Here is a 19277-nt window from a genome sequence, read left to right as displayed (position 1 = left end):
AAGCAATCCTTTTCGTTTACGGACAGAGGACCCTAGCGGCGCCCGAATTACGAGCGCTCGACCGGTTCGTGTCGCCTACAACAACCTGAGTGAGTTTACAGAGCCTCAGCGGCCTTTACCAAATCCCGCCTGCTTAAGGGCCTCGGCCATCGACCCCGACGCGGGCTTCGCTTGTCGACGCCCACCCGAACGCCGCCCCGCCTTCGCGGGCGGGGTTGCGTTGCCGGGGTCGTCGTCAAGCCGTAGCGACAGCCCGATGCGCTGGCGTTCGACGTCGACCTCCATCACTTTGACCGTGACCACCTGTCCCGAGCGGACCACCTCGTGCGGGTCGGAAACGAATTTCCGGCTCATCGCCGAGACGTGGACCAGACCGTCCTGGTGCACCCCGACATCGACGAAGGCACCGAAGGCGGCGACGTTGGTGACGGTGCCCTCCAGGATCATGCCCGGAGTGAGGTCCGAGACCTTGTGCACCCCCTCCTTGAACGCGGCCGTGACGAACTCCGGACGCGGGTCGCGGCCCGGCTTCTCCAACTCGGAAATGATGTCGGTGACGGTGGGAACGCCGAAGGTGTCGTCGGCGAAGTCCGCGGCGCTCAATCGCGTAAGAACTGCGGTGTTGCCGATCAGCGCCTGGGTGTCCAGGCCCGTCGACGCGGCGATGCGCTCGACCACCGGGTAGGCCTCCGGGTGCACAGCCGAAGCATCGAGCGGATCGCCCCCTCCCCGGATGCGCATGAACCCCGCCGCCTGCTCGAAAGCCTTCGGCCCGAGGCGGGGCACCTGGGTCAGCTCCTTGCGCGTGTGAAACGCCCCGTGCTCGTCGCGGTAGTCAACGATGTTTTTCGCCAGCGTCGCGCTAATCCCGGCGACCCGCTCGAGCAGCGGCACCGAGGCGGTGTTGAGATCCACGCCCACGGCGTTGACCGCATCCTCGACCACGGCATCGAGCGCGTGGGCGAGCGCGGCCTGGTTCACGTCGTGCTGGTACTGCCCCACCCCGATCGACTTCGGATCGACCTTGACCAGTTCCGCCAAAGGGTCCTGCAAGCGCCGCGCGATGGAGACCGCAGAGCGCAACGAGACGTCCATGTCCGGGAACTCGGCCGCAGCGATCTCGGAGGCGGAGTAGACCGACGCGCCCGACTCGGACACCATCACCGGCGTCGGCCGCGTACCGCCGGCGCGGGCGATGAGATCCGCCACCTCGCCGGCGAGCTTTTCCGATTCGCGGCTCGCGGTGCCGTTGCCCACCGCGATGAGCTCCGCGCGGTGGGCCGCCGCCATGGTGGACAGCTTCTCGACGGCCTCCGCCCAGCGGTTCTGGGGCTGGTGCGGGTAGACAATGGCCGTCTCGAGCACCTTTCCGGTGCCGTCGACCACGGCGCACTTGACCCCGTTGCGGTAACCGGGATCGAGCGCGAGTGTGACGCGCTGGCCCGCTGGGGCGGCGAGCAACACATCGCGCAGGTTTGTGGAGAACACTTCCAGCGCGCCGAGCTCGGCCTTTTCCTTCAGGCGCATCCGCGCGTCCACCGTGGCGGAAACCTGCAGCTTGGTGCGCCACGCCCACCCGACGCTCTTGGCCAGCCACGACGACTCTTTTACCGCGAGGTCCGCGTGGCGGGCAATCATGCCGGTAAAGACCTCCTCCTCGCCCGGATCGAGCAACAGGGTGAGCACCCCCTCATTTTCGGCGCGGAACAGGGCGAGGATGCGGTGGCTGGGCAGGGTGTCGAGAGGCTCGGCGAAGTCGAAGTAGTCCTTGAACTTCGCCCCGTCGCTCTCCTTGCCCGCGATGACGCTGGCGCGCATCGTCGCGGTGTTGAAGAAGCGCTCGCGCAGCGCCCCCACCAGGTCGGCGTCGAGCGCGAGACGCTCCGCGAGGATCACGCGGGCGCCGTCGAGCGCGCTTTTCGCGTCCGGGAAGCCCTCGGTGACAAAGCCCGCGGCCGTGACCTCCGGGTCGGACGAGGGGGCGTCGATAAGTGTGCTCAGCAGGTTGTCCAGGCCCGCCTCGCGCGCGATGTCCGCCTTCGTGGCGCGGCGCTTCTTGTACGGCAGGTAGAGGTCCTCCAGGCGCGCTTTAGTGTCGGCGGCGAGGACCTGGGCGCGTAGCTCGTCGGTGAGTTTGCCCTGCTCTTCGATAGCGGCGAGCACGGTGGCGCGGCGATCCTCCAGCTCGGCGAGGTAGGCGTGGCGTTGTTCGATGTGGCGCAGTTGAGCGTCGTCAAGCCCGCCGGTGGCTTCCTTGCGGTAGCGGGAAATGAACGGCACGGTGTTGCCCTCGGCCAAAAGGGCCAGGGCGGTGTCTACCTGCGCCTGCGTGGCGCCGAGTTCTGTCGCGATGGTGGCTGCGATGGTGGTCATTCGTGTGAGTGTATCGCAGCCGCCTTTTACAGCACTCGCCGCGCCTTATCGACGACCTTTTTCACGTCCCCCTCGCTCAACGCCGTGCGCCCCCGCACGATCACGCGCGCGCCGGCCACCTCGACCGAGTCGACCTCGACGCCCGATCGGCGCAGCGCCTTGCGCACAGCGCGCTCTGCATCCGCGATCTCGGCGTCGATAACGAGCTCCACCTCGCGGGCGTGAAGCGTAAACTCATCCGCCGCGTCAAGCTCGGCATGCTCCAGCAGCTCGGGTCGCACCCGCTGGGTGCGCAGCAGGGCCTGGTCGCGGCGCCACCTGCGCACCTTGGCGTGATCGCCGGAGAGCAGCACCTCCGGGGCGTCGATGCCGCGCCACTGCCTGGGCTTGGTGTACGCGGGGCCTTCGAGCAGGCCGTCGGAAAAGGAGTCCTCCTCGTGGCTCTCCGTGTTTCCCAGCACGCCCGGGATCAACCGGGTGACGGCCTCGGCGATGACGAGCGCGGCCACCTCGCCGCCGATGAGCACGTAGTCGCCGATGGAGACCTCGCGCACCCTGTAGCGCTTCCGCGCGTCCTCGAACACGCGCTGGTCGATGCCCTCGTAGCGGCCGCACGCGATCACAATATGCTCCTCGCGCGAGAACGCCTGCGCGTCCGCCTGCGTAAACGGCGTGCCGGCCGGGGTGGGCACGAGCAGCAGCGGCAGGGAGCGGTCCTGATCCTGCGCCTCGTACGGGCGGGGCGCGACTCTTGCCACGTCGTCGTGACGCGCCTTGTCGTTGCGGTGCGCCGCAGCCGAGTCGATCTCGAACCCCTCGCGCCCGGCAGCAACGGCGTCGAGGGCGGGCCCCCACACCTCGGGCTTCATCACCATCCCGGGCCCACCACCCAACGGCGGCGCGTCGACGGACTTGTGCCGGCCCGTCGCCCAATCGCGCAGGTTGTGGATGGCGACGGTGAGGATCCCCTGCTCAATCGCCCTGCCCAGCAGAGCGTGGCGCAGCGGCTCGAGGTACTCGGGGAAGATGGTGATGATGTCCAGGCGCAGCTTAGACATCCAGCAGGCCCTCCGGCGGGGTGATCGTCAGCGTCTGCTCGCCCAGATCAATCTCCGGAACGAAGTCGATCACGAACGGGACTAACACCTCGCGGCCGTCGTAGTCGATCTCCAGGATCTTCCGGTTCGGCGTGTCCATCACGCCGGTGACCTCACCGACTTCGCGGCCCTCGTGGATCACCTTGAGCCCGATGAGCTCGTGGTCGTAGAACTCCTCCGAGTCCTCCTCGCGCTCGAGCGGCGGGGCGAAGAACTGCATCCCGCGCAGCGAGTCCGCCTGCGTGCGGTCGGGCACCTCTTCAAAGCTCATCAGCAGGCGGTTTTGGTGCGGTCGCAGCGTCTTGATGGTCAGCTCGCGCTCCTTGCCCGGCTGCCGGCCAGTCAGCACCTCCCCGACGACGAAGCGCTCGCCGGGGTCATCGGTAAGCACCTCGACGGCGACCTCTCCCTTGATGCCGTGGGATTTAACGACCTTGCCGATGAGCAGCTCCATGAGCGCGTATTCTAGCAGGGCCTTTTTGCTTATCGACGCCCCACCCACACCCCGAAAACAAAGGAAGACTGCAACGCACAATGTGCATTGCAGTCACCTAGTGACGGATACTAGTTCTCCTCAGCGGCATCTTCCTCAGCCGGAGCTTCCTCGGAAGACTCTGCTGCGGACTCTGCGGCAGCCTCTGCCTCAGCCTTCGCAGCAGCCTCAGCCTCGGCGGCAGCCTTAGCCTCTGCCTCATCCTTGGCCTTCTTGCGCTTCTCGGTGATGGCCTCGGCGGTCGGGCCGTTGTTGGCCTCCTCGAGAGCCTGGTTGAACAGCTCGAGCTTGGACGGCTTCTCCGGAGCAACCTTCAGGGTGCCCTCGGCGCCGTCGAGGCCCTTGTGCTTCTGCCAATCGCCGGTCACCTTGAGCAGCGCGAGAACCGGCTCGGTCGGCTGGGCGCCGACGCCGAGCCAGTACTGTGCACGCTCGGAATTGATGCGGATCAGCGACGGCTCCTCCTTCGGGTGGTAGATGCCGATGTTCTCGATCACCTTGCCGTCGCGGCGGGCACGTGCGTCGGCGATGACGACGCGGTACTGGGCGTTGCGGATCTTGCCGAGACGCTGCAGCTTAATCTTGACAGCCATGAAAAGTCCTTCGTGGTCACTGGGCAGTTCAGACACCCGCAGCTTGTCTGCGGGCCGGTTCAACCCTTTGGATTTACTTGCGTGTGACGGGCCGGTCGAGCGTACTCGGGTCCGGCGCTAACGCAGGGTGTGCGCACGCAGAGCGCTGCGCAACCTGCATTACCTTACAACCGGTCGGTTTCAGAGTCCAAAACGGGCCGGAGTAGACTACCCGTTGCTTACCTGCGCGGGAAGGAGGACGGCGATGGACAGTGGGAGGGCAGCCAGTAGCACCCCCCAATTCCGCAACGACCTCGAAGGTTTGCGCGGCATCGCCATCGCCCTCGTCGTGGTGTTCCATATTTTCGTGGGGCGCGTATCCGGCGGTGTGGACGTGTTCCTTTTCCTCTCGGGGTACTTCTTCGTCGGGTCACAGGTGCGCTACGCGCTACGCGAGAACCCCCGCGTAAATCCGTGGTGGCCCATGTGGCGCACCGCCCGCCGTCTCATACCCTCGCTGGTGGTGGTACTGGCGGCGACCGTCATCCTCGTGTTCGCGCTCGTTCCGGGACTGGTGAGCGGAGAACTCCTGCGGCAGTTCACCGCCACCATCTTCTTCGCCCAGAACCGCGAGCTCGCCGCCCAGGGCTCTGATTACGCCGCTGTGAGCCCGGAAGCATCGCCGCTGCAGCACTTGTGGTCCATCAGCATTCAGGGGCAGTTCTATCTCGCCGCCATCCTGCTCGGAACGGTCATTGCAGTGCTTGTCACTCGGACGGGCATATCCCGAACCTGGGTGCGACGCGGGACCATCGCGTTGCTCGTGGTGGTGACCGTGGCATCGTTGAGCTGGGCATCGCGCTTCGGCCTTTTCGGCACGGAACCGAACTATTACTCCTTCTTTTCCCGCGCCTGGGAGCTGACGCTGGGAGGATTGCTCGCCCTGGCCGCACAGGTGCAGATTCCGAGGCGGTTCAGCGCCCTCACCGCCGGCAGCGGTCTCACACTGATAGCGTTGACCGGTGTTGTCATTCCCACAACCCTGGCATATCCCGGACCGCTCACCCTGATGCCGATTGGCGGGGCTGCACTGATTGTGCTGAGCAACCCAGCCAATCCCGTGTCATCGATTCTTTCGTCGCGGCCGATTACCTGGCTCGGTTCCGTCGCCTATCCCCTCTATCTATGGCACTGGCCACTGTTGATCATCGCCGTCACCATAGGCTCGCATACCATTCCACCCCTGTCCGTCGGCCTGGGAGTTATCGCGCTTTCCATTGTCCTTGCCCAGGCAACGCACACGGCGGTCGAGGAGCCCTTGCGCATGCACGGCAAGCGCCCGACGAAACAAGACGCACCCGTCACGGCAGCGCTGGGTTCTCTGCGGCGGCCCGCGGGTGCCGCGCGGGCGGCGGGCGGTGTCCTCATCGCCACCAGCACGGCAGCGATCCTGTCGCTGTCACCGATGTGGGAGCGACACGTCACCATCGCCGATTCCCCCTCCAGTGCGGAGCAGCATCCGGGGGCAATGGCTCTGCGCGGCGCCTCAGTTCCGGATGTGCCTGCTCAGCCGGCACCCATGCTGGCCTCCAGCATCACCACCCACATCTTCCGCGACGGCTGCGTGATTTCCCAGGATGAGCCGGGGGATGCCGCGCCGGAAGCAGATTGCGTCTACGGAGACCCCGAGGCCGAAACAACCGTGGCCTTGGTCGGCGGCTCCCACGCCGAAACATACGGTGTGGCACTCGACGAGCTGGGCAAGAAACACGGGTTTAAGGTCATCACTTTCATCCGCCAGACGTGCCCGATGGTGTTTACCCCCGGAGACCTGGTCAGCCACCGGTGCGCGAAGTGGTCGCTCAACACATTCAACGAGCTCGCATCCCTCGACCCGGCCGTGGTGGTCTCTACCTCGACACGCCCGGCCGGCTCAGCCGGAGAAGCGAGCCCATCCACGGATTCCGTTCCCCCGGAGTACGTGGAGGTGTGGGATGCCTTCGCCGAGGCCGAGATCCCGTTTCTCGGGCTCAGAGACAACCCGTGGATTTTCGATGCCGACGGGACCCCCTTGAACCCCAACGGCTGTGTAGTCAACGGCGGCTCGGTCGCCGAATGCAGCATGCCCGCCACGACGATGTACTCGCCCGAAGACCCGGCCGCCGACTACTCCGATGCGGACGCCATGCGCCACATGGTGGACACCTCCGGCTGGTACTGTCCCGACGGGCTGTGCCCGCCCGTGATCGGAAACGTCACCGTCTACCGGGACCAGAACCACATCTCCAACGCTTACTCTCTCACTCTGGCACCGCTTATCTGGCACCACCTCGGCCCCCTCTTGGAGGAGACGGCCGGGAGTTGACGCGCTGACTTCCAGAGCGCGCGTAGACCTACTTCCCTTTCTTCCCCAGATTCTTCATCGCCTGGGAGAAGTCGAGGTTATTCAGGTCGAGGCCCTCCATGCCCGGCGGCATCTTCCCTGCTCCGGGCATACCGGGCATACCCCCGCCCAGCTGCTCCTGCATTTTTTGCAGGTCCGCCATGCTCGGCATGCCACCGGGCATTCCCGGCTTCGCGCCGCCACGGTTCTTCACCGGCTTGCGCTTGCCGTTCTTGCCCTTGCGTCCCTTCGGCTTCTTCTTCGTGGCGCTGCGCCCCCCGCCCATTCCAGGCATGCCGGGCAGGCCGAACTGGCTGGCCATCTGCCCCATCATCTTCTTCGCCTCGAAGAAGCGCTCCACGAGCTGGTTGACGTCGGAGACGGACACGCCGGAACCGTTGGCGATGCGCTTGCGGCGCGAGGCGTTGAGGATCTTCGGGTCCTCGCGCTCGGCGGGAGTCATGCCGCGGATGATCGCCTGGATGCGGTCGAGCTGCTTCTCGTCGACCATGTCGGCCATCTCGTTCATCTGCTTGCCACCGGGCATCATCTTCAGCAGGTTGCCGATCGGCCCCATGCGGCGGACCATGAGCAGCTGGTCGAGGAAGTCCTCCAAAGTGAGCTCGCCGGAGCCGAGGCGCGCGGCGGCCTTTTCGGCCTCCTGCTGGTCGAACATGGTCTCGGCCTGCTCGATGAGCGAGAGCACATCGCCCATGCCGAGGATGCGGCTGGACATGCGGTCGGGGTGGAAGATGTCGAAGTCGTCGAGCTTCTCACCCGTGGAGGCGAACAAGATCGGTTTGCCCGTGACCTCGCGGATCGACAGCGCTGCGCCGCCGCGGGCGTCGCCGTCAAGCTTGGTCAGCACCACACCGGTGAAGTCGACGCCGTCGGCGAACGCCTGCGCGGTGGCGACGGCGTCCTGGCCGATCATCGCGTCGATGACGAAGAGGACTTCATCGGGGTTGACGGCATCGCGGATGTTGCGCGCCTGCGTCATCAGGGTTTCGTCGATGCCGAGGCGACCGGCGGTATCGATGATGACCACGTCGTTCTTGGCGCGAACGGCGTGCTCAATACCCGCCGTGGCCACGGCGACGGGGTCACCGTGGGAGGTGCCCATCTCGTGATCTAGCGAATCCAGCGACGTGCCGGGGTCCGGCGCGAACGTCGGGACGCCAGCGCGCTCGCCGACGATTTGCAGCTGCTGCACCGCCCCGGGGCGCTGCAGGTCGCAGGCCACCAGCATCGGGGTGTGGCCCTGCTTGGTCAGGTGGTTCGCCAGCTTGCCGGCGAGCGTGGTCTTACCGGCGCCCTGCAGCCCGGCGAGCATGATCACGGTCGGCGGGGTTTTCGCCAGGTTCAGCCGGCGGGTCTCGCCGCCGAGGATGTTGGTGAGCTCCTCGTCGACGATTTTGATGACTTGCTGCGCCGGGTTGAGCGCCTCGGAGACATCGGCGCCGAGGGAGCGCTCCTTGACTCGTTTAATAAAGGCGCGCACCACGGTGAGGGAAACATCGGCCTCGAGCAGCGCGAGGCGGATCTCACGGGCGGTGTTGTTGATGTCTGCCTCGGTCAGCTTGCCCTTACCGCGCAGGCCGCCGAGGGCAGTTTGTAGGCGGTCGGACAGCGACTCAAACACTGAGGTGCACGCTCCTTTAAAGGTGAGATACGGCGATTGGCTCGTTACAGCCTAGCGCGTATCCCCGTGATGCAGAACTTTCCGCCCACCCTTAGATGGCTTGATCGTCCTTCTCACCAGTGCGCACGCGCACGACGTTGTCGATCGAGGTGACCCACACCTTGCCGTCGCCGACCTCGCCGGTATAAGCGCTTTTCACGAGCGTATCGACGGCCACGTCAACCTGCTCGTCTGTCACGAGCACTTCAACCTTGGCCTTGGCCACGAACGGCGAGGAGTACTTCGCGCCGCGGTAGTACTCCACGTTGCCGCCCTGGCGGCCGCGGCCCTGCGCATCCGTGACGGTGATACCGCACACGCCGATTTCTTCAAGCGCCTCCATGATGTAGATCACGGTGAAAGGCTTGACCACTGCAGTGATTAGTTTCATGACTTCTCCTTAGACCTTCGGCTCAATTTTGCGCGAAGCGGCCGCGTCAGCGTCGCCGCGGGGGTGCTGGGTGTTGTGGTGGTCTCCGCGGGCCTCGTTGAGGCCGAGTTCTGCCGCGGACTTGTTGCCTGCCGGAAGGCCACCCGGGCGCATGCCGGGGCCGCCGAAGTCGTAGCCGGTCTCGCGGTGCACGGAGTAGTCGACGCCTTCGAACTCTTCCTCGCGGGTGACCCTCCAACCCATCGTGTACTTGATCGCCAGCGCGATCACCAGAGTGATCACGCCCGCGAAGACCATGGACACCAGCGCGATGATGATCTGGATACCGAGGAGCTTGAAGCCCTCGGTGACATCACCGGTGAAGATACCGCGCTCGCCGGCAAAGAACGCGAGTCCGACGGTGCCCCACAGGCCAGCGACGAGGTGCACGCCGACCACGTCGAGGGAGTCGTCGTAGTTGAGCACGTATTTGAGGCCGACGCCGAAGCATGCGAGCACGCCGCCGATGAAGCCGAGGATCAGGGATGAGACGGGAGCGAGATCGCCTGCAGCCGGGGTGATTGTGACCAGGCCTGCGACGAGGCCGGAGGATGCGCCGAGGGAGGTGGCGTAGCCGTCGCGAAGCTTCTCAATGAGCAACCAGCCCATCATGGCTGCGGCCGCTGCGGCGGTGGTGTTGATCCACGCCATGCCGGCGAGGCCGTCGGCCGCGAACGCGGAGCCGCCGTTGAAACCGAACCAGCCGAACCACAGCAGGGCCGCGCCGATCATGACGAGCGGGAGGTTGTGGGGGCGTGAGTTGGACGTCGGGAAGCCCTGGCGGCGCCCGATGACCAGCGCGAGCACGAGCGCTGCGGTGCCGGCGGAGATGTGAACGACGGTGCCGCCGGCGAAGTCAATCGGGGAGACTGCCGCTTCGCCGTCGACGACGCCGAACAGGCGCGCCGCGATGGAGCCTTCCGCATGGCCGAGCAGGCCGCCACCCCACACCATGTGAGCGAGCGGGAAGTAGACCAGGGTCGACCACAGGGCGGCGAAGACCACCCAGGAGCCGATCTTGACACGGCTTGCAACCGCGCCGGAGATGATCGCGGTGGAGATCACGGCGAAGGTGAGCTGGAAGCCAATGTCAATGACGTTGGCGTAACCGGCGGCACCTTCGATGTAGTTACCCTCGGCGTCGACGATGGCGTTGGCCAGGCCGAAGAACTCGAAGGGGTTGGCGAACACCCCGCCAATGGATTGCGTGCCGTACGACATGGACCAGCCCCACAGCACGTACACGATCGTGACAATGCCGAGGCTGGTGAAAGACATCATCATCATGTTGAGCACGCTTCGGCGCGAGGACATTCCGCCGTAGAACAGCGCCAGCGCGGGGGTCATGAGCAGAACTAGTGACGCCGATATCAGCATCCAGCTCGAATTGCCTGCGACGACGGCCATTTGGTCAGCTTCCACAGTTTTCACCTCTCAGTAAATCTATCGGTCGACAGTTTGGACCCTGTTTACTGTAGAGCGACAGATATCCCGTGTGAAAGCCAGACACCCGTAATGCGACGGACATCACAAAACCCGCCACCCGAGCTGGGAGGCGGGTTCGGTTTAGCTGGGAGGAGTTAGCCGAGCAGCGCGTCGACGAAGCTTTCCACCTCGAACGGCGCGAGGTCGTCGGCGCCCTCTCCCAGTCCGACGAGCTTGACCGGCACGCCGAGCTCTTCCTGGACCTGGAAAACGATTCCGCCCTTGGCCGTCCCGTCGAGCTTGGTCAGCACCACGCCGGTGATGTTGACGACCTCGCGGAACACGCGCGCCTGGGTGATGCCGTTTTGCCCCACCGTGGCGTCGAGGACCAGCAGCACCTCGTCGACATGCGACTTCTTCTCCACCACGCGCCTGACCTTGCCCAGCTGATCCATCAGGCCGGTCGCCGTGTGCAGGCGCCCCGCGGTATCGACGAGAACCACGTCAGCACCCTGGTCCACACCCGTAGCCACCGCATCGAAGGCGACCGATGCCGGGTCCGCGCCCTCCTTGCCGCGCACGGTGGAGGCACCCACGCGGCGCCCCCACGTTTCCAGCTGATCCGCCGCCGCGGCGCGGAATGTATCGGCCGCCCCGAGCACCACCGAGTGGCCCATGGACACCAGCACGCGGGCGAGCTTGCCGGTGGTGGTCGTCTTGCCCGTACCGTTGACACCCACGACCAGGATCACGGCGGGCTTTCCCTCGTTGGGCATCGCCTTGATCGAACGATCCATCTCGGGGTGAGCGGCCTCGATCAGCGCTTCGCGCAGCATGGCGCGGGCCTCGGCTTCGCTGCTCACACCCCGCTCGGCGATCTTGGCGCGCAGCGACTCGGTCACCTTCAGCGTGAGCTGGGTGCCCAGATCGGCCATGATCAGCGTGTCTTCGATCTCCTCCCAAGCGTCCTCGTCGAGGTCGCCCGCGGTCAGGATGCCCAGCAGGCCCTGGCCGATGGCGTTCTGCGAGCGCGACAGGCGCCCGCGCAGCTTGCCAATGCGGCCCGCGGCCGGGGCGATCTCGTCGATCGGCTCGCTCGCCGCGGGCGTATCGACGATCGCCTCCTCCGAAACTTCAGCCCCCTCCTGGCGCGCGGCGTCAGCCACCTCGGCGGTGACCGCAGCGATGTTGGCGGCCTCCTCCGCCTCCGGATCCTCCTCGGGATCCTGCTCAGCCTCGAACGCCTCCTCCACGATGTCGCGGCCATCCTCAGACAGGCCATCGACAGCAGGCTTCTCGACGCCCTCCTCGACCACGTCGTCGTTGAGCTCTTCCACTGCGTCGGCCGCATCATCGCTCAGTTCAATCTCAGGCTCCGGAGCGGCGACTGGTTCTTGAGCGAGCTGCTCGTTGAGCTGCGACATCGCGGTCGAGCCGCCCGGCGCGGGTTCGGCGGGCTCAACGGGATTGTCCACGCGCACCGGCTCGGGGACCTCCGCCGGTGCGAAGGCGAATCCGCCCTTGGCCTGGTAGTTACCTGATTTCTCCTGCTGCGTCAGTTCTTTCGGGGCCTGATCTGCGGGTTTGTCGAAGGAGATGGTCTTCGACTTCTTGCGGCTGTTACCGATCACCACGATTCCGACGATGATCAGGGCGATCACCACAATGGCGATCAGGATCCAAATGAGAGTCGTGTTCATGCCCTCCATAGTGCCAGCCAATTGGATACTTTTGTGTATAGCGCTCGCACGGCCGGCGGTGGTTGCGTAAAAGGCATGACCAATCGACACAACGTGTTCAAGCTCATCGGCGCCGGCTCTGTCGCGTTCCTCGCGGCCTGCGCTCCCCTGACCAACGCGTCCGCACACTCGTCCACCCCGACTACACCCGACACATACGTGACTACCGACTATTCTGCTGTCCCCGAGATCGTTGACCTGCCCGCCGACGCCACCCCGGCCACCGGTGAGACGCTGCTCCACGTCATGAACAGCACCTGGGTCCCCCAGCCTGCCGTCGACGGCATCCGCGTCAGCTTCGTCCCGCAGGGCAGCATGGAGGGCTTCCGCGTTGAGGGCGGCCCCTGCAACGGCTACGGCACCGCCACACCGGCGCCTACACCACCACGAGCCTCCCGGTCACTCGCATGGCCTGCGACACCATGGCCTACGACGGCGCGGTCACCGAGGCGTTTCGCAACGGCACCGGCTTCTACACCGTCGGCGAGGACACCCTCTACGTCGCCGGTGCATATGGCGCACTGAAGCTGGTCCGCGACAACTAGGAACTGGCGGGGCTCATCCGCTGCGAGATCACGCGGGTGACCCCGTCGCCGCGCATCGTGACGCCATAGAGCACGTTGGCCACGTCCATCGTGGGCTTCTGGTGCGTGATCACGATCAGCTGCGAGTCGCGGCGAAGTTCTTCGAGTAGCGCGATGAGCCGGCGCAGGTTGACGTCGTCAAGCGCCGCCTCGACCTCGTCGAACACGTAGAAGGGGCTGGGGCGGGCGCGGAAGATGGCCACGAGAAAAGCCAGCGCAGTCAGAGACTTCTCCCCGCCCGAGAGCAGAGAGAGCCGCTTGACTCGCTTGCCGGGCGGGCGCGCTTCGATCTCGATGCCGGTGGCGAGCATGTCGCCGGGCTCGGTGAGGATCAGCCGCGCCTCCCCGCCCGGAAACAGCGTGCCAAACACCGCGGGGAATTGCTTTTCGACGTCCGCCCACGCATCCGTAAACAGCTTCAGGATCTGATCGTCGACGTCGTTGATCACGCCGAGCAGGTCCCTGCGCGCCTGGTTGACGTCGTCAAGCTGGGTACTCAAAAACGAGTAGCGCTCCTCGAGTGCCTTGTACTCCTCCAGCGCCAGCGGGTTGACCTTGCCGAGCGCGCGCAGGTCCTTTTCCGCCTGCGCGAGGCGCGCCCGCTCGGCGGCGCGGTCGAAGCCCTCGCCGGGGCTGTGCTGGGCGAGAAGGTCGGCGATCGCGATGCCGAGGGATTCGGTGGCCTTCGCCTCGGCCTCGTCGATGCGCACCTGCGCCTGCTCGCGGGCGATGTCGGCGGCGTGCGCGCTGTCCGTCAGCCGGCTCAGCTGCTGCCGCGTCGCGCTGACCTGCTGTTTCGCCTGCTGCGCGCGGCCTCGAAGTTGCGCGACCTCGGCGGAGAGCTCGTCGCGGCGCGCCGCGGCCCGCGCCACCGCATCGCCAACGCGCCCAGCGAGAACCCGCGCGTGCTCGGCGACCGTCGCGGCTAGCTCGGCCTGCGCCTTCTGCTTGGCGACGCCCGCCAGAAAGCGCGCCTTCGCCGCCCGCTCGTGCTCCGCCTGACGACGCAGCGCGTCGCCCTTGCCCGCCGCTGCCTCCGCCGTCTGCTGCGCGGTGCGCGCCGACAGCGTGGCCTCCATCTCTAGTGCCGTGACCTCGGTCAGCGCGGCCTGGGCCCGATCGCGCTCGGCGCTTGAAGGCTCGTCTGCCTCGGTGGAGTCCGAGTCGATGCGCGACAGGCGATCGCGGGTCTCGGCAAGCTCCTCCTGGCGGCTGTGTAGACGCGCCTCGGCATCGGTGGCGCGCTGCGCTGCGCGCTCGTGCTCGGCGCGCTGGGCGTCGCGGTGTCGCGCCGCGCGCTGCGCCTCGCGGCGGGTCGCCTCCAGAGTCGCATCGTGCTCGCGCAGCGCCGCCTTCGCGCTCGCCGCGGCCACCCGCGCCTCCTCGGCCGACAGCTTGGCGCCTTCGAGCGTTCCGGAGAGCTCGCGCAGCCCGGCGCGCGCGGTCTCCAGCTCCGCCGCGGCGCGCTCGATGCGCGCGGAGACCTCGACGGTCGACACCTGCCCGGTGCCGGCGGCGATCCAGCCCTCGCCGGCGAGCACCCCGGTGCGCGTGACCGCCCGCAGGCGTGGGTCGTCCGCGACGATGCGCCTAGCTTCCTCGACTGTGTCGGCGAGGGCGACGTCGACAAGCACGCGCGTGAGCGGCCCCGCGATCGACGGGTCGAGGCGGACGTGGTCGAGCAGCCAGTCGACGGGCGCGTCGGTGTCCATCCGCCAGGTGCTGCCGCCAACCGGATCCACCACGATGGCACGCTCGGCCTGAGCCAGCGCATCCGCCACGTCCCCCGCCCCGACGAGCGCTTCCGCGAACGGGCCCAGAGCCGCGGCAAGCGCCTTAGCGACGCCCTGATCAGCGCTGATCAGCCCCGCCAACACGCCGACATCGCCGCCGAGCGCGTCCGCGGCAGCCTGCTTCGGAGCCTGCTCGGACAGGGTGGCGATGCGCGACTCCAACGTAAACACCGTGCGCTCGCGCTCCCGCTGTACCGCGCGCAGCTGCTCGAGGCGCTTATCGGCCGCGTCCGACTCCGCGGCCGCGCGCACGTGGGCCTGGTAAAGCTCATCACGCTGCTCGCCGTCGCCGGTAATGGCGCGGGCCAGCTCCTCGGCCTCCCTCGCGGCGACGTGCGCGCGCTGGCGGGTCTCGCCCAGTGCTTCCTCGATCCGGGAAATCTCCTCTTCGGCGGCGGCGACGGCGGCAAGCTGGCTTTCCTCCTGCGCCAGCAGGCGCACCACGCCCTCGCGGCGGTCCGCGATCGCGCGCACCTGCGCGAGGTGCTCGCGCTCCGCGGCGTCGAAGACCTCACGGCGCTCGGCGATCTCCTCCCGGATCGATTCGAGCTTCTCCGCCGCCTCCTCGGCGCGCTCCAGCGCCTCGGCGTACTGCTCGTCGGCCACGCTCGCCCGCGCCAACAGGTCGTCCGGGTCTTGGCCGTGGTAGGTGGTCTGCCCGACGGAGTTCGCGGCGCGCTCCGAAGCAATGCGCACCGTGGCGCTCACGCGCTCGGCCAGCGTAGACAGCGTAAACCACAGCTGCTGCGCCTCCTCGGCCGCCGGCTCAACCTCCCGCTGGCGGGCCTCAACGGCCTCCTGCTGCGCCTCAGCTTCATCCAGTTCTGCGGCGACGGCTTCAACCTTGGCGGTGACAAGCGCGACGTTGGAGGAGGCGTCGTCACGCTTCGCGCGAAGAGTGAGCACCTCATCGGCCGCGAGGATAAGGCGGGCCTCGCGCACCGTCGCCTGCACGCTCGCCGCGCGCTGGGCCGTTTCCGCCTGCCGGGCCAAGGGGGCGAGCTGCTTGCCCAGCTCCTCGGTAAGATCGGTGAGGCGATCGAGGTTCGCCTGCATCCCGGTGAGCTTGCGCTGCGCCTTCTCTTTGCGGCGGCGGTGCTTGAGCACGCCGGCGGCTTCCTCGATGAAGGCGCGGCGCTCCTCCGGGCGTGATTCCAGGATCTCCGCGAGCTTGCCCTGGCCAACGATGATGTGCATCTCACGGCCAATGCCCGAATCCGACAGCAACTCCTGGATATCCATCAGGCGGGCCTTCGACCCATTGACCTCGTACTCGGACGCGCCGTCGCGGAACATCCGCCGCGTAATCGCCACATCCGTGTAGTCAATAGGTAGCCGCTTATCCGTATTGTCAAAGGTCAGCGTCACCTCCGCGCGGCCCAAAGGCTTACGATCCCCCGCGCCCGCGAAAATGACGTCCTCCATCTTCCCGCCACGCAGGTTTTTCACCCCCTGCTCGCCCATCACCCACGCCAACGCGTCGACGACGTTCGACTTGCCCGAACCGTTAGGCCCCACAACAGCACAAATACCCGGCTCGAACTTCATCGTCGTCGCCGACGCGAAGGACTTAAACCCCTTAAGCGTGAGCGATTTCAGGTGCATTGTTCGGATTCTAGGACACGGGTGGGTTCACGCACCCCTTCAACCTAAACTCGGAGACCTAAGAACGCGCCCAGAACGGCCGTTTTTGCGTGACATTTACCCGTCCGGGTTTAGGGGGGAAGCTAACCCCGCGCCGCCCCCACGAGGGGCACCACAACCACCGCCCCGGAAAGCGCAAACCCAGCCGCAAACACCGCGGCCGCCTGTAAGCGTCCTCCTGCACGAGGGGTCTCCGATACCGCGCGGGCGAGACCAGCGGCGCTGAGCAGGGTGGCCAGCGAGATCCCGGCGAGCTCGTCGCGGACGTCTCTATGCTTCAGCGATGCAATCGGCAGCGCCATGCTCGCGGCGAGCGCCAGCGCGGGCCCGACGCCGGACGCCCCGGCCCTGCGCGCCACCGTGACGGCGCCCGCCGTCAGCGCAACCGGCGTCAGCCACGCCGCGACCCGGGCAGCCGCGGGCGTGTTGGCCAGGGTCGTTGCGTCGAGGTCATCGGGGCGCAGCCACCCGGCCTTGACGGCGACGGCACCCCAGTTGATGGACCAACCCAGGCCCATCAGGTGCGGTTGGAGAATCTTCTCGTCCTCGGGGTCGAAAATCCTCCGGCGCGAGGAAGCGAACAGCGCGCCGAACGGGGTGGTGCGCCGGCCGTGGTCGTCGTATCCCACGCCCTCGTACTCCCGCGCCACGCTCGCGGCGTAGTCGCGTGGGGTCCCGAGCTCATCGCAAAGCGATGCTCCGTCCGACGCAAGCTCTTCCAGCAGGTCCCGCTGCTCCCCCACGATCGCGTTAATGCGGGCGCGGCCAAGCCGCGTGGTGGCCAGCGCGCGCTCGATGGCGGCTGTGTATGTATCAATTGTGCTCATTGCTTGTCCTCTCCGAACAGTGCTGCGATGTCCCGGGTCAGGGTGTGGAAGTCTCCTTGTAGGTGGCGCAGGGCGTCGGTGCCGGCGTCGCTTAGCGAGTAGTATTTGCGCGGCGGCCCCTTCGGCGACTCCTCCCAGCGCGTTTGCACGATGTTGTTGCTGGTCAGCCGGCTCAGAAGCGGGTACACGGTGCCGGCCGGCGCAGCGAGGCTCGGGTAGTTTCCGAGCCGCTCAACAAGCGCCGCGCCGTAGAGCTCCTCGCGCTCGAGCAGCGACAGGATCGCCAGTTCGAGCGCACCCTTGCGTAGCTGGGTCATTGGGGGTCTTGTCGGTGTCAATAACCTCCTCCTTACTTTGCAATGCAAGGTACATTCTATCCCTAAGTACTTTGCAGTGCAAGGTATAAGCCCGAAGGCCCTAGCGCTCCTCGAAGCCTCGCGCACCCTTCGGCTCCGAGCACCGCTCCACCACCGTGTCCACCCGACCCGGCCGCCCGGCCGTCGACGGCTGCTCCCTCAAGAGCCGCAGGAACTTATCGACGCCCTCACGTGCGCCTTCAGCAACCACCTCGACGCGGCCGTCGTCAAGGTTCTTCGCGTAACCCGCCAACCCGAGCTCGAGCGCGCGCGAGCGGGTCCACCAGCGAAAACCCACCCCCTGAACGTGACCGTGCACGTGGGCGGCGAGGCGGACGCTACTCATTGTCCGCCAGCGTGATGCGGTCCTCGATGCTGCGCCGCGTCACGGGGTCGGAGCCGTCCCAGAACTCGACGTTCTTCAGCTCGGGCAGCATGTCGCGGTGGAAGACCGGGTCGACGCCCTGGCGGCGCTGCTCGTTGAAGTTCTTCAGCAGCTTGATCGCAACACCGCCCAGCGGGACGATCGCGATGATGTTGATAATGGCCAGGCTGCCGGCCATGGTGTCGCCGAGCGCCCACACCAGCGGCAGCGAGCCGAACGCGCCAAAGAAAACAAACCCGATCACGAGCACGCGGAACCCGGTCATCACGGCCTTCGACTTGGTCAGATACTCAATGTTGGCCTGCGCGAGGTAGTAGTTGCCGATCACAGAAGAGAACGCGAGGAAGAACAGGATGAAGGTGATCGCGTGCGCGCCCCAGGCGCCGACCGAATCAGCCAGCGCCGCCTGCGTCAGCGCGGCACCCTGGATGTTTTCCTTGCCGTAGGTCACCTGTGGGCCGAGCAGGACGATGAACGCGGTGATCGAACAGACCAACAGGGTATCGAAGTACACGCCGAGGGTCTGAACAAGACCCTGCTTCACCGGGTGCGACACGGTCGCCGTCGCGGCCGCATTCGGTGCCGAGCCCATACCCGCCTCGTTGGAGAAGAGCCCGCGGCGCATGCCGTGCATGAACGCCATCGCCAGCGTGGCGCCAGCGACCTCACGTAGTCCAAGCGCGCTGCCGACGATGGTGGCGATCATGTTCGGGACCTCGCCGATGTTCACAATCACCACGATCAGACCGATGATGACATAGGCGCCGGCCATAAACGGAACGATCACCTGCGTCGCGGACGCAATGCGGGTCACGCCACCGAAGATGATGGCCGCGGTCAGCGCGGCGATGACAACCGCGACGATGCCCTTGAGAGTGTTGCTGTTGTTGTCCAGGGAGCCTCCCACCGCTTCCACGATGGAGTTGGTCTGAATCGCGTTGTAGACGAAGCCGTAGGTGAAGGCTAGGAAGATGGAAAAGATGATCGCCACGGGCCTCCAGCCGAGCCCGCGTGTCATGTAGTACGCCGGGCCGCCGTGGTAGCTACCCTCGGGGTCTTTGGTCTTCCACAGCTGCGCCAGGGTGGATTCGACGAACGAGGTCGCTCCACCGATCAGGGCGATCATCCACATCCAGAACACCGCGCCCGGGCCGCCGATCGAGATCGCGAGCGCGACGCCCGCGATGTTTCCCGTGCCCACGCGCGAAGCGGCCGAAATGGTGAACGCCTTGAACGCCGAGATGCCGCCGTAGTCCGCATCCAGGTCGCGGCCCTCGCGGTCCTTGCCTTTCGGGGTCTCGGCGACCGCGCGGAACATCGACGGCAGCAAGCGGACCTGCACGAACAGCGTCCGGAACCCGAAGTAGATGCCCGCCAGCACGAGGAACCAGGGGACGATGTTCCAGATGAACCCGTTAATCGTCCCATCGACGATCTCGTATGCTTTTTCCATGCGCCAAATCTTAACGGGTGGGTGCCAGGCTATGTGTAACTA

General features: G+C 66.4%; 15 protein-coding genes. 2 read left to right on the top strand and 13 right to left on the bottom strand.

The features are described from left to right. Positions 1–105 precede the first annotated feature (105 nt). The 4 genes from E3227_RS08040 to rpsP form a co-directional block, all read right to left on the bottom strand. A complete protein-coding gene (locus E3227_RS08040) occupies positions 106–2373 on the bottom strand; it encodes a Tex family protein (RefSeq protein WP_144318130.1) in 2268 nt (755 codons plus the stop codon). Between the two features lie 26 nt (positions 2374–2399). Next, positions 2400–3431, bottom strand: a complete 1032-nt coding sequence (gene trmD / locus E3227_RS08035) for a tRNA (guanosine(37)-N1)-methyltransferase TrmD (RefSeq protein WP_144318129.1) — start codon at positions 3429–3431, stop codon at positions 2400–2402. Further along, positions 3424–3924, bottom strand: coding sequence for a ribosome maturation factor RimM (gene rimM / locus E3227_RS08030; RefSeq protein WP_144318128.1), 501 nt, complete (start codon positions 3922–3924; stop codon positions 3424–3426). The genes trmD and rimM overlap by 8 nt, the downstream gene beginning before the upstream one ends. A gap of 110 nt (positions 3925–4034) precedes the next feature. Further along, positions 4035–4556, bottom strand: a complete 522-nt coding sequence (rpsP, locus tag E3227_RS08025) for a 30S ribosomal protein S16 (protein WP_144318127.1) — start codon at positions 4554–4556, stop codon at positions 4035–4037. Positions 4557–4800: 244 nt separating this feature from the next. Between rpsP and E3227_RS08020 the strand changes: the two genes are divergently transcribed. Beyond that, the gene (locus E3227_RS08020; protein ID WP_144318126.1) at positions 4801–6900 is read left to right on the top strand and encodes an acyltransferase family protein; all 2100 of its coding nucleotides are present in this window, start codon (positions 4801–4803) and stop codon (positions 6898–6900) included. Between the two features lie 28 nt (positions 6901–6928). Here E3227_RS08020 and ffh read toward each other — a convergent pair whose 3' ends face one another. From ffh to ftsY, 4 genes are all read right to left on the bottom strand, one after another. Next, on the bottom strand, positions 6929–8560 hold the full coding sequence (ffh, locus tag E3227_RS08015) for a signal recognition particle protein (protein ID WP_136651586.1): 1632 nt from the start codon (positions 8558–8560) through the stop codon (positions 6929–6931). A gap of 91 nt (positions 8561–8651) precedes the next feature. Beyond that, positions 8652–8990, bottom strand: a complete 339-nt coding sequence (locus tag E3227_RS08010) for a P-II family nitrogen regulator (protein ID WP_136651585.1) — start codon at positions 8988–8990, stop codon at positions 8652–8654. Positions 8991–8999: 9 nt separating this feature from the next. Beyond that, positions 9000–10451 carry an ammonium transporter gene (locus E3227_RS08005; RefSeq protein WP_246062660.1) on the bottom strand — a complete coding sequence of 484 codons (1452 nt, stop codon included), beginning with the start codon at positions 10449–10451 and terminating at the stop codon, positions 9000–9002. A 158-nt stretch (positions 10452–10609) separates the two neighbouring features. Next, positions 10610–12154 (bottom strand): signal recognition particle-docking protein FtsY, encoded by a 1545-nt coding sequence (gene ftsY, locus E3227_RS08000; RefSeq protein WP_170228656.1) that lies wholly within the window; start codon positions 12152–12154, stop codon positions 10610–10612. Positions 12155–12600: 446 nt separating this feature from the next. On the opposite strand from ftsY, the gene E3227_RS11470 reads away from it, so the two are divergent. Continuing rightward, entirely contained in the window at positions 12601–12738 is a 138-nt protein-coding gene (locus tag E3227_RS11470) for a hypothetical protein (RefSeq protein WP_153257539.1), read from the top strand. Here the strand turns inward: E3227_RS11470 and smc are convergent. From smc to E3227_RS07975, 5 genes are all read right to left on the bottom strand, one after another. Beyond that, positions 12735–16175, bottom strand: a complete 3441-nt coding sequence (gene smc, locus E3227_RS07995) for a chromosome segregation protein SMC (protein WP_144318125.1) — start codon at positions 16173–16175, stop codon at positions 12735–12737. The genes E3227_RS11470 and smc overlap by 4 nt on opposite strands. Positions 16176–16297: 122 nt before the next feature. Continuing rightward, positions 16298–17041 (bottom strand): hypothetical protein, encoded by a 744-nt coding sequence (locus tag E3227_RS07990; RefSeq protein ID WP_136651583.1) that lies wholly within the window; start codon positions 17039–17041, stop codon positions 16298–16300. Then, on the bottom strand, positions 17038–17358 hold the full coding sequence (locus E3227_RS07985; RefSeq protein WP_136651582.1) for a PadR family transcriptional regulator: 321 nt from the start codon (positions 17356–17358) through the stop codon (positions 17038–17040). The genes E3227_RS07990 and E3227_RS07985 overlap by 4 nt, the downstream gene beginning before the upstream one ends. 100 nt (positions 17359–17458) lie before the next feature. Continuing rightward, on the bottom strand, positions 17459–17743 hold the full coding sequence (locus E3227_RS07980) for an acylphosphatase (protein WP_136651581.1): 285 nt from the start codon (positions 17741–17743) through the stop codon (positions 17459–17461). Next, entirely contained in the window at positions 17736–19235 is a 1500-nt protein-coding gene (locus E3227_RS07975) for an alanine/glycine:cation symporter family protein (RefSeq protein ID WP_144318124.1), read from the bottom strand. The genes E3227_RS07980 and E3227_RS07975 overlap by 8 nt, the downstream gene beginning before the upstream one ends. Positions 19236–19277: the final 42 nt, after the last annotated feature.

The organism is Corynebacterium sanguinis (assembly GCF_007641235.1).
Classification (GTDB): Bacteria; Actinomycetota; Actinomycetes; order Mycobacteriales; family Mycobacteriaceae; genus Corynebacterium; species Corynebacterium sanguinis.
This window is presented reverse-complemented; position numbering and strand designations above follow the sequence as displayed.

Coding starts and splice junctions, on each gene's coding strand:
- E3227_RS08010 (WP_136651585.1), bottom strand. CDS start 8,990: ATGAAACTAATCACTGCAGTGGTCAAGCCTTTCACCGTGATCTACATC.
- trmD (WP_144318129.1), bottom strand. CDS start 3,431: ATGTCTAAGCTGCGCCTGGACATCATCACCATCTTCCCCGAGTACCTC.
- E3227_RS07990 (WP_136651583.1), bottom strand. CDS start 17,041: ATGAGCACAATTGATACATACACAGCCGCCATCGAGCGCGCGCTGGCC.
- E3227_RS07980 (WP_136651581.1), bottom strand. CDS start 17,743: ATGAGTAGCGTCCGCCTCGCCGCCCACGTGCACGGTCACGTTCAGGGG.
- ftsY (WP_170228656.1), bottom strand. CDS start 12,154: ATGAACACGACTCTCATTTGGATCCTGATCGCCATTGTGGTGATCGCC.
- E3227_RS08040 (WP_144318130.1), bottom strand. CDS start 2,373: ATGACCACCATCGCAGCCACCATCGCGACAGAACTCGGCGCCACGCAG.
- E3227_RS07975 (WP_144318124.1), bottom strand. CDS start 19,235: ATGGAAAAAGCATACGAGATCGTCGATGGGACGATTAACGGGTTCATC.
- E3227_RS11470 (WP_153257539.1), top strand. CDS start 12,601: ATGGCCTGCGACACCATGGCCTACGACGGCGCGGTCACCGAGGCGTTT.
- smc (WP_144318125.1), bottom strand. CDS start 16,175: ATGCACCTGAAATCGCTCACGCTTAAGGGGTTTAAGTCCTTCGCGTCG.
- rpsP (WP_144318127.1), bottom strand. CDS start 4,556: ATGGCTGTCAAGATTAAGCTGCAGCGTCTCGGCAAGATCCGCAACGCC.
- E3227_RS08020 (WP_144318126.1), top strand. CDS start 4,801: ATGGACAGTGGGAGGGCAGCCAGTAGCACCCCCCAATTCCGCAACGAC.
- rimM (WP_144318128.1), bottom strand. CDS start 3,924: ATGGAGCTGCTCATCGGCAAGGTCGTTAAATCCCACGGCATCAAGGGA.
- E3227_RS07985 (WP_136651582.1), bottom strand. CDS start 17,358: ATGACCCAGCTACGCAAGGGTGCGCTCGAACTGGCGATCCTGTCGCTG.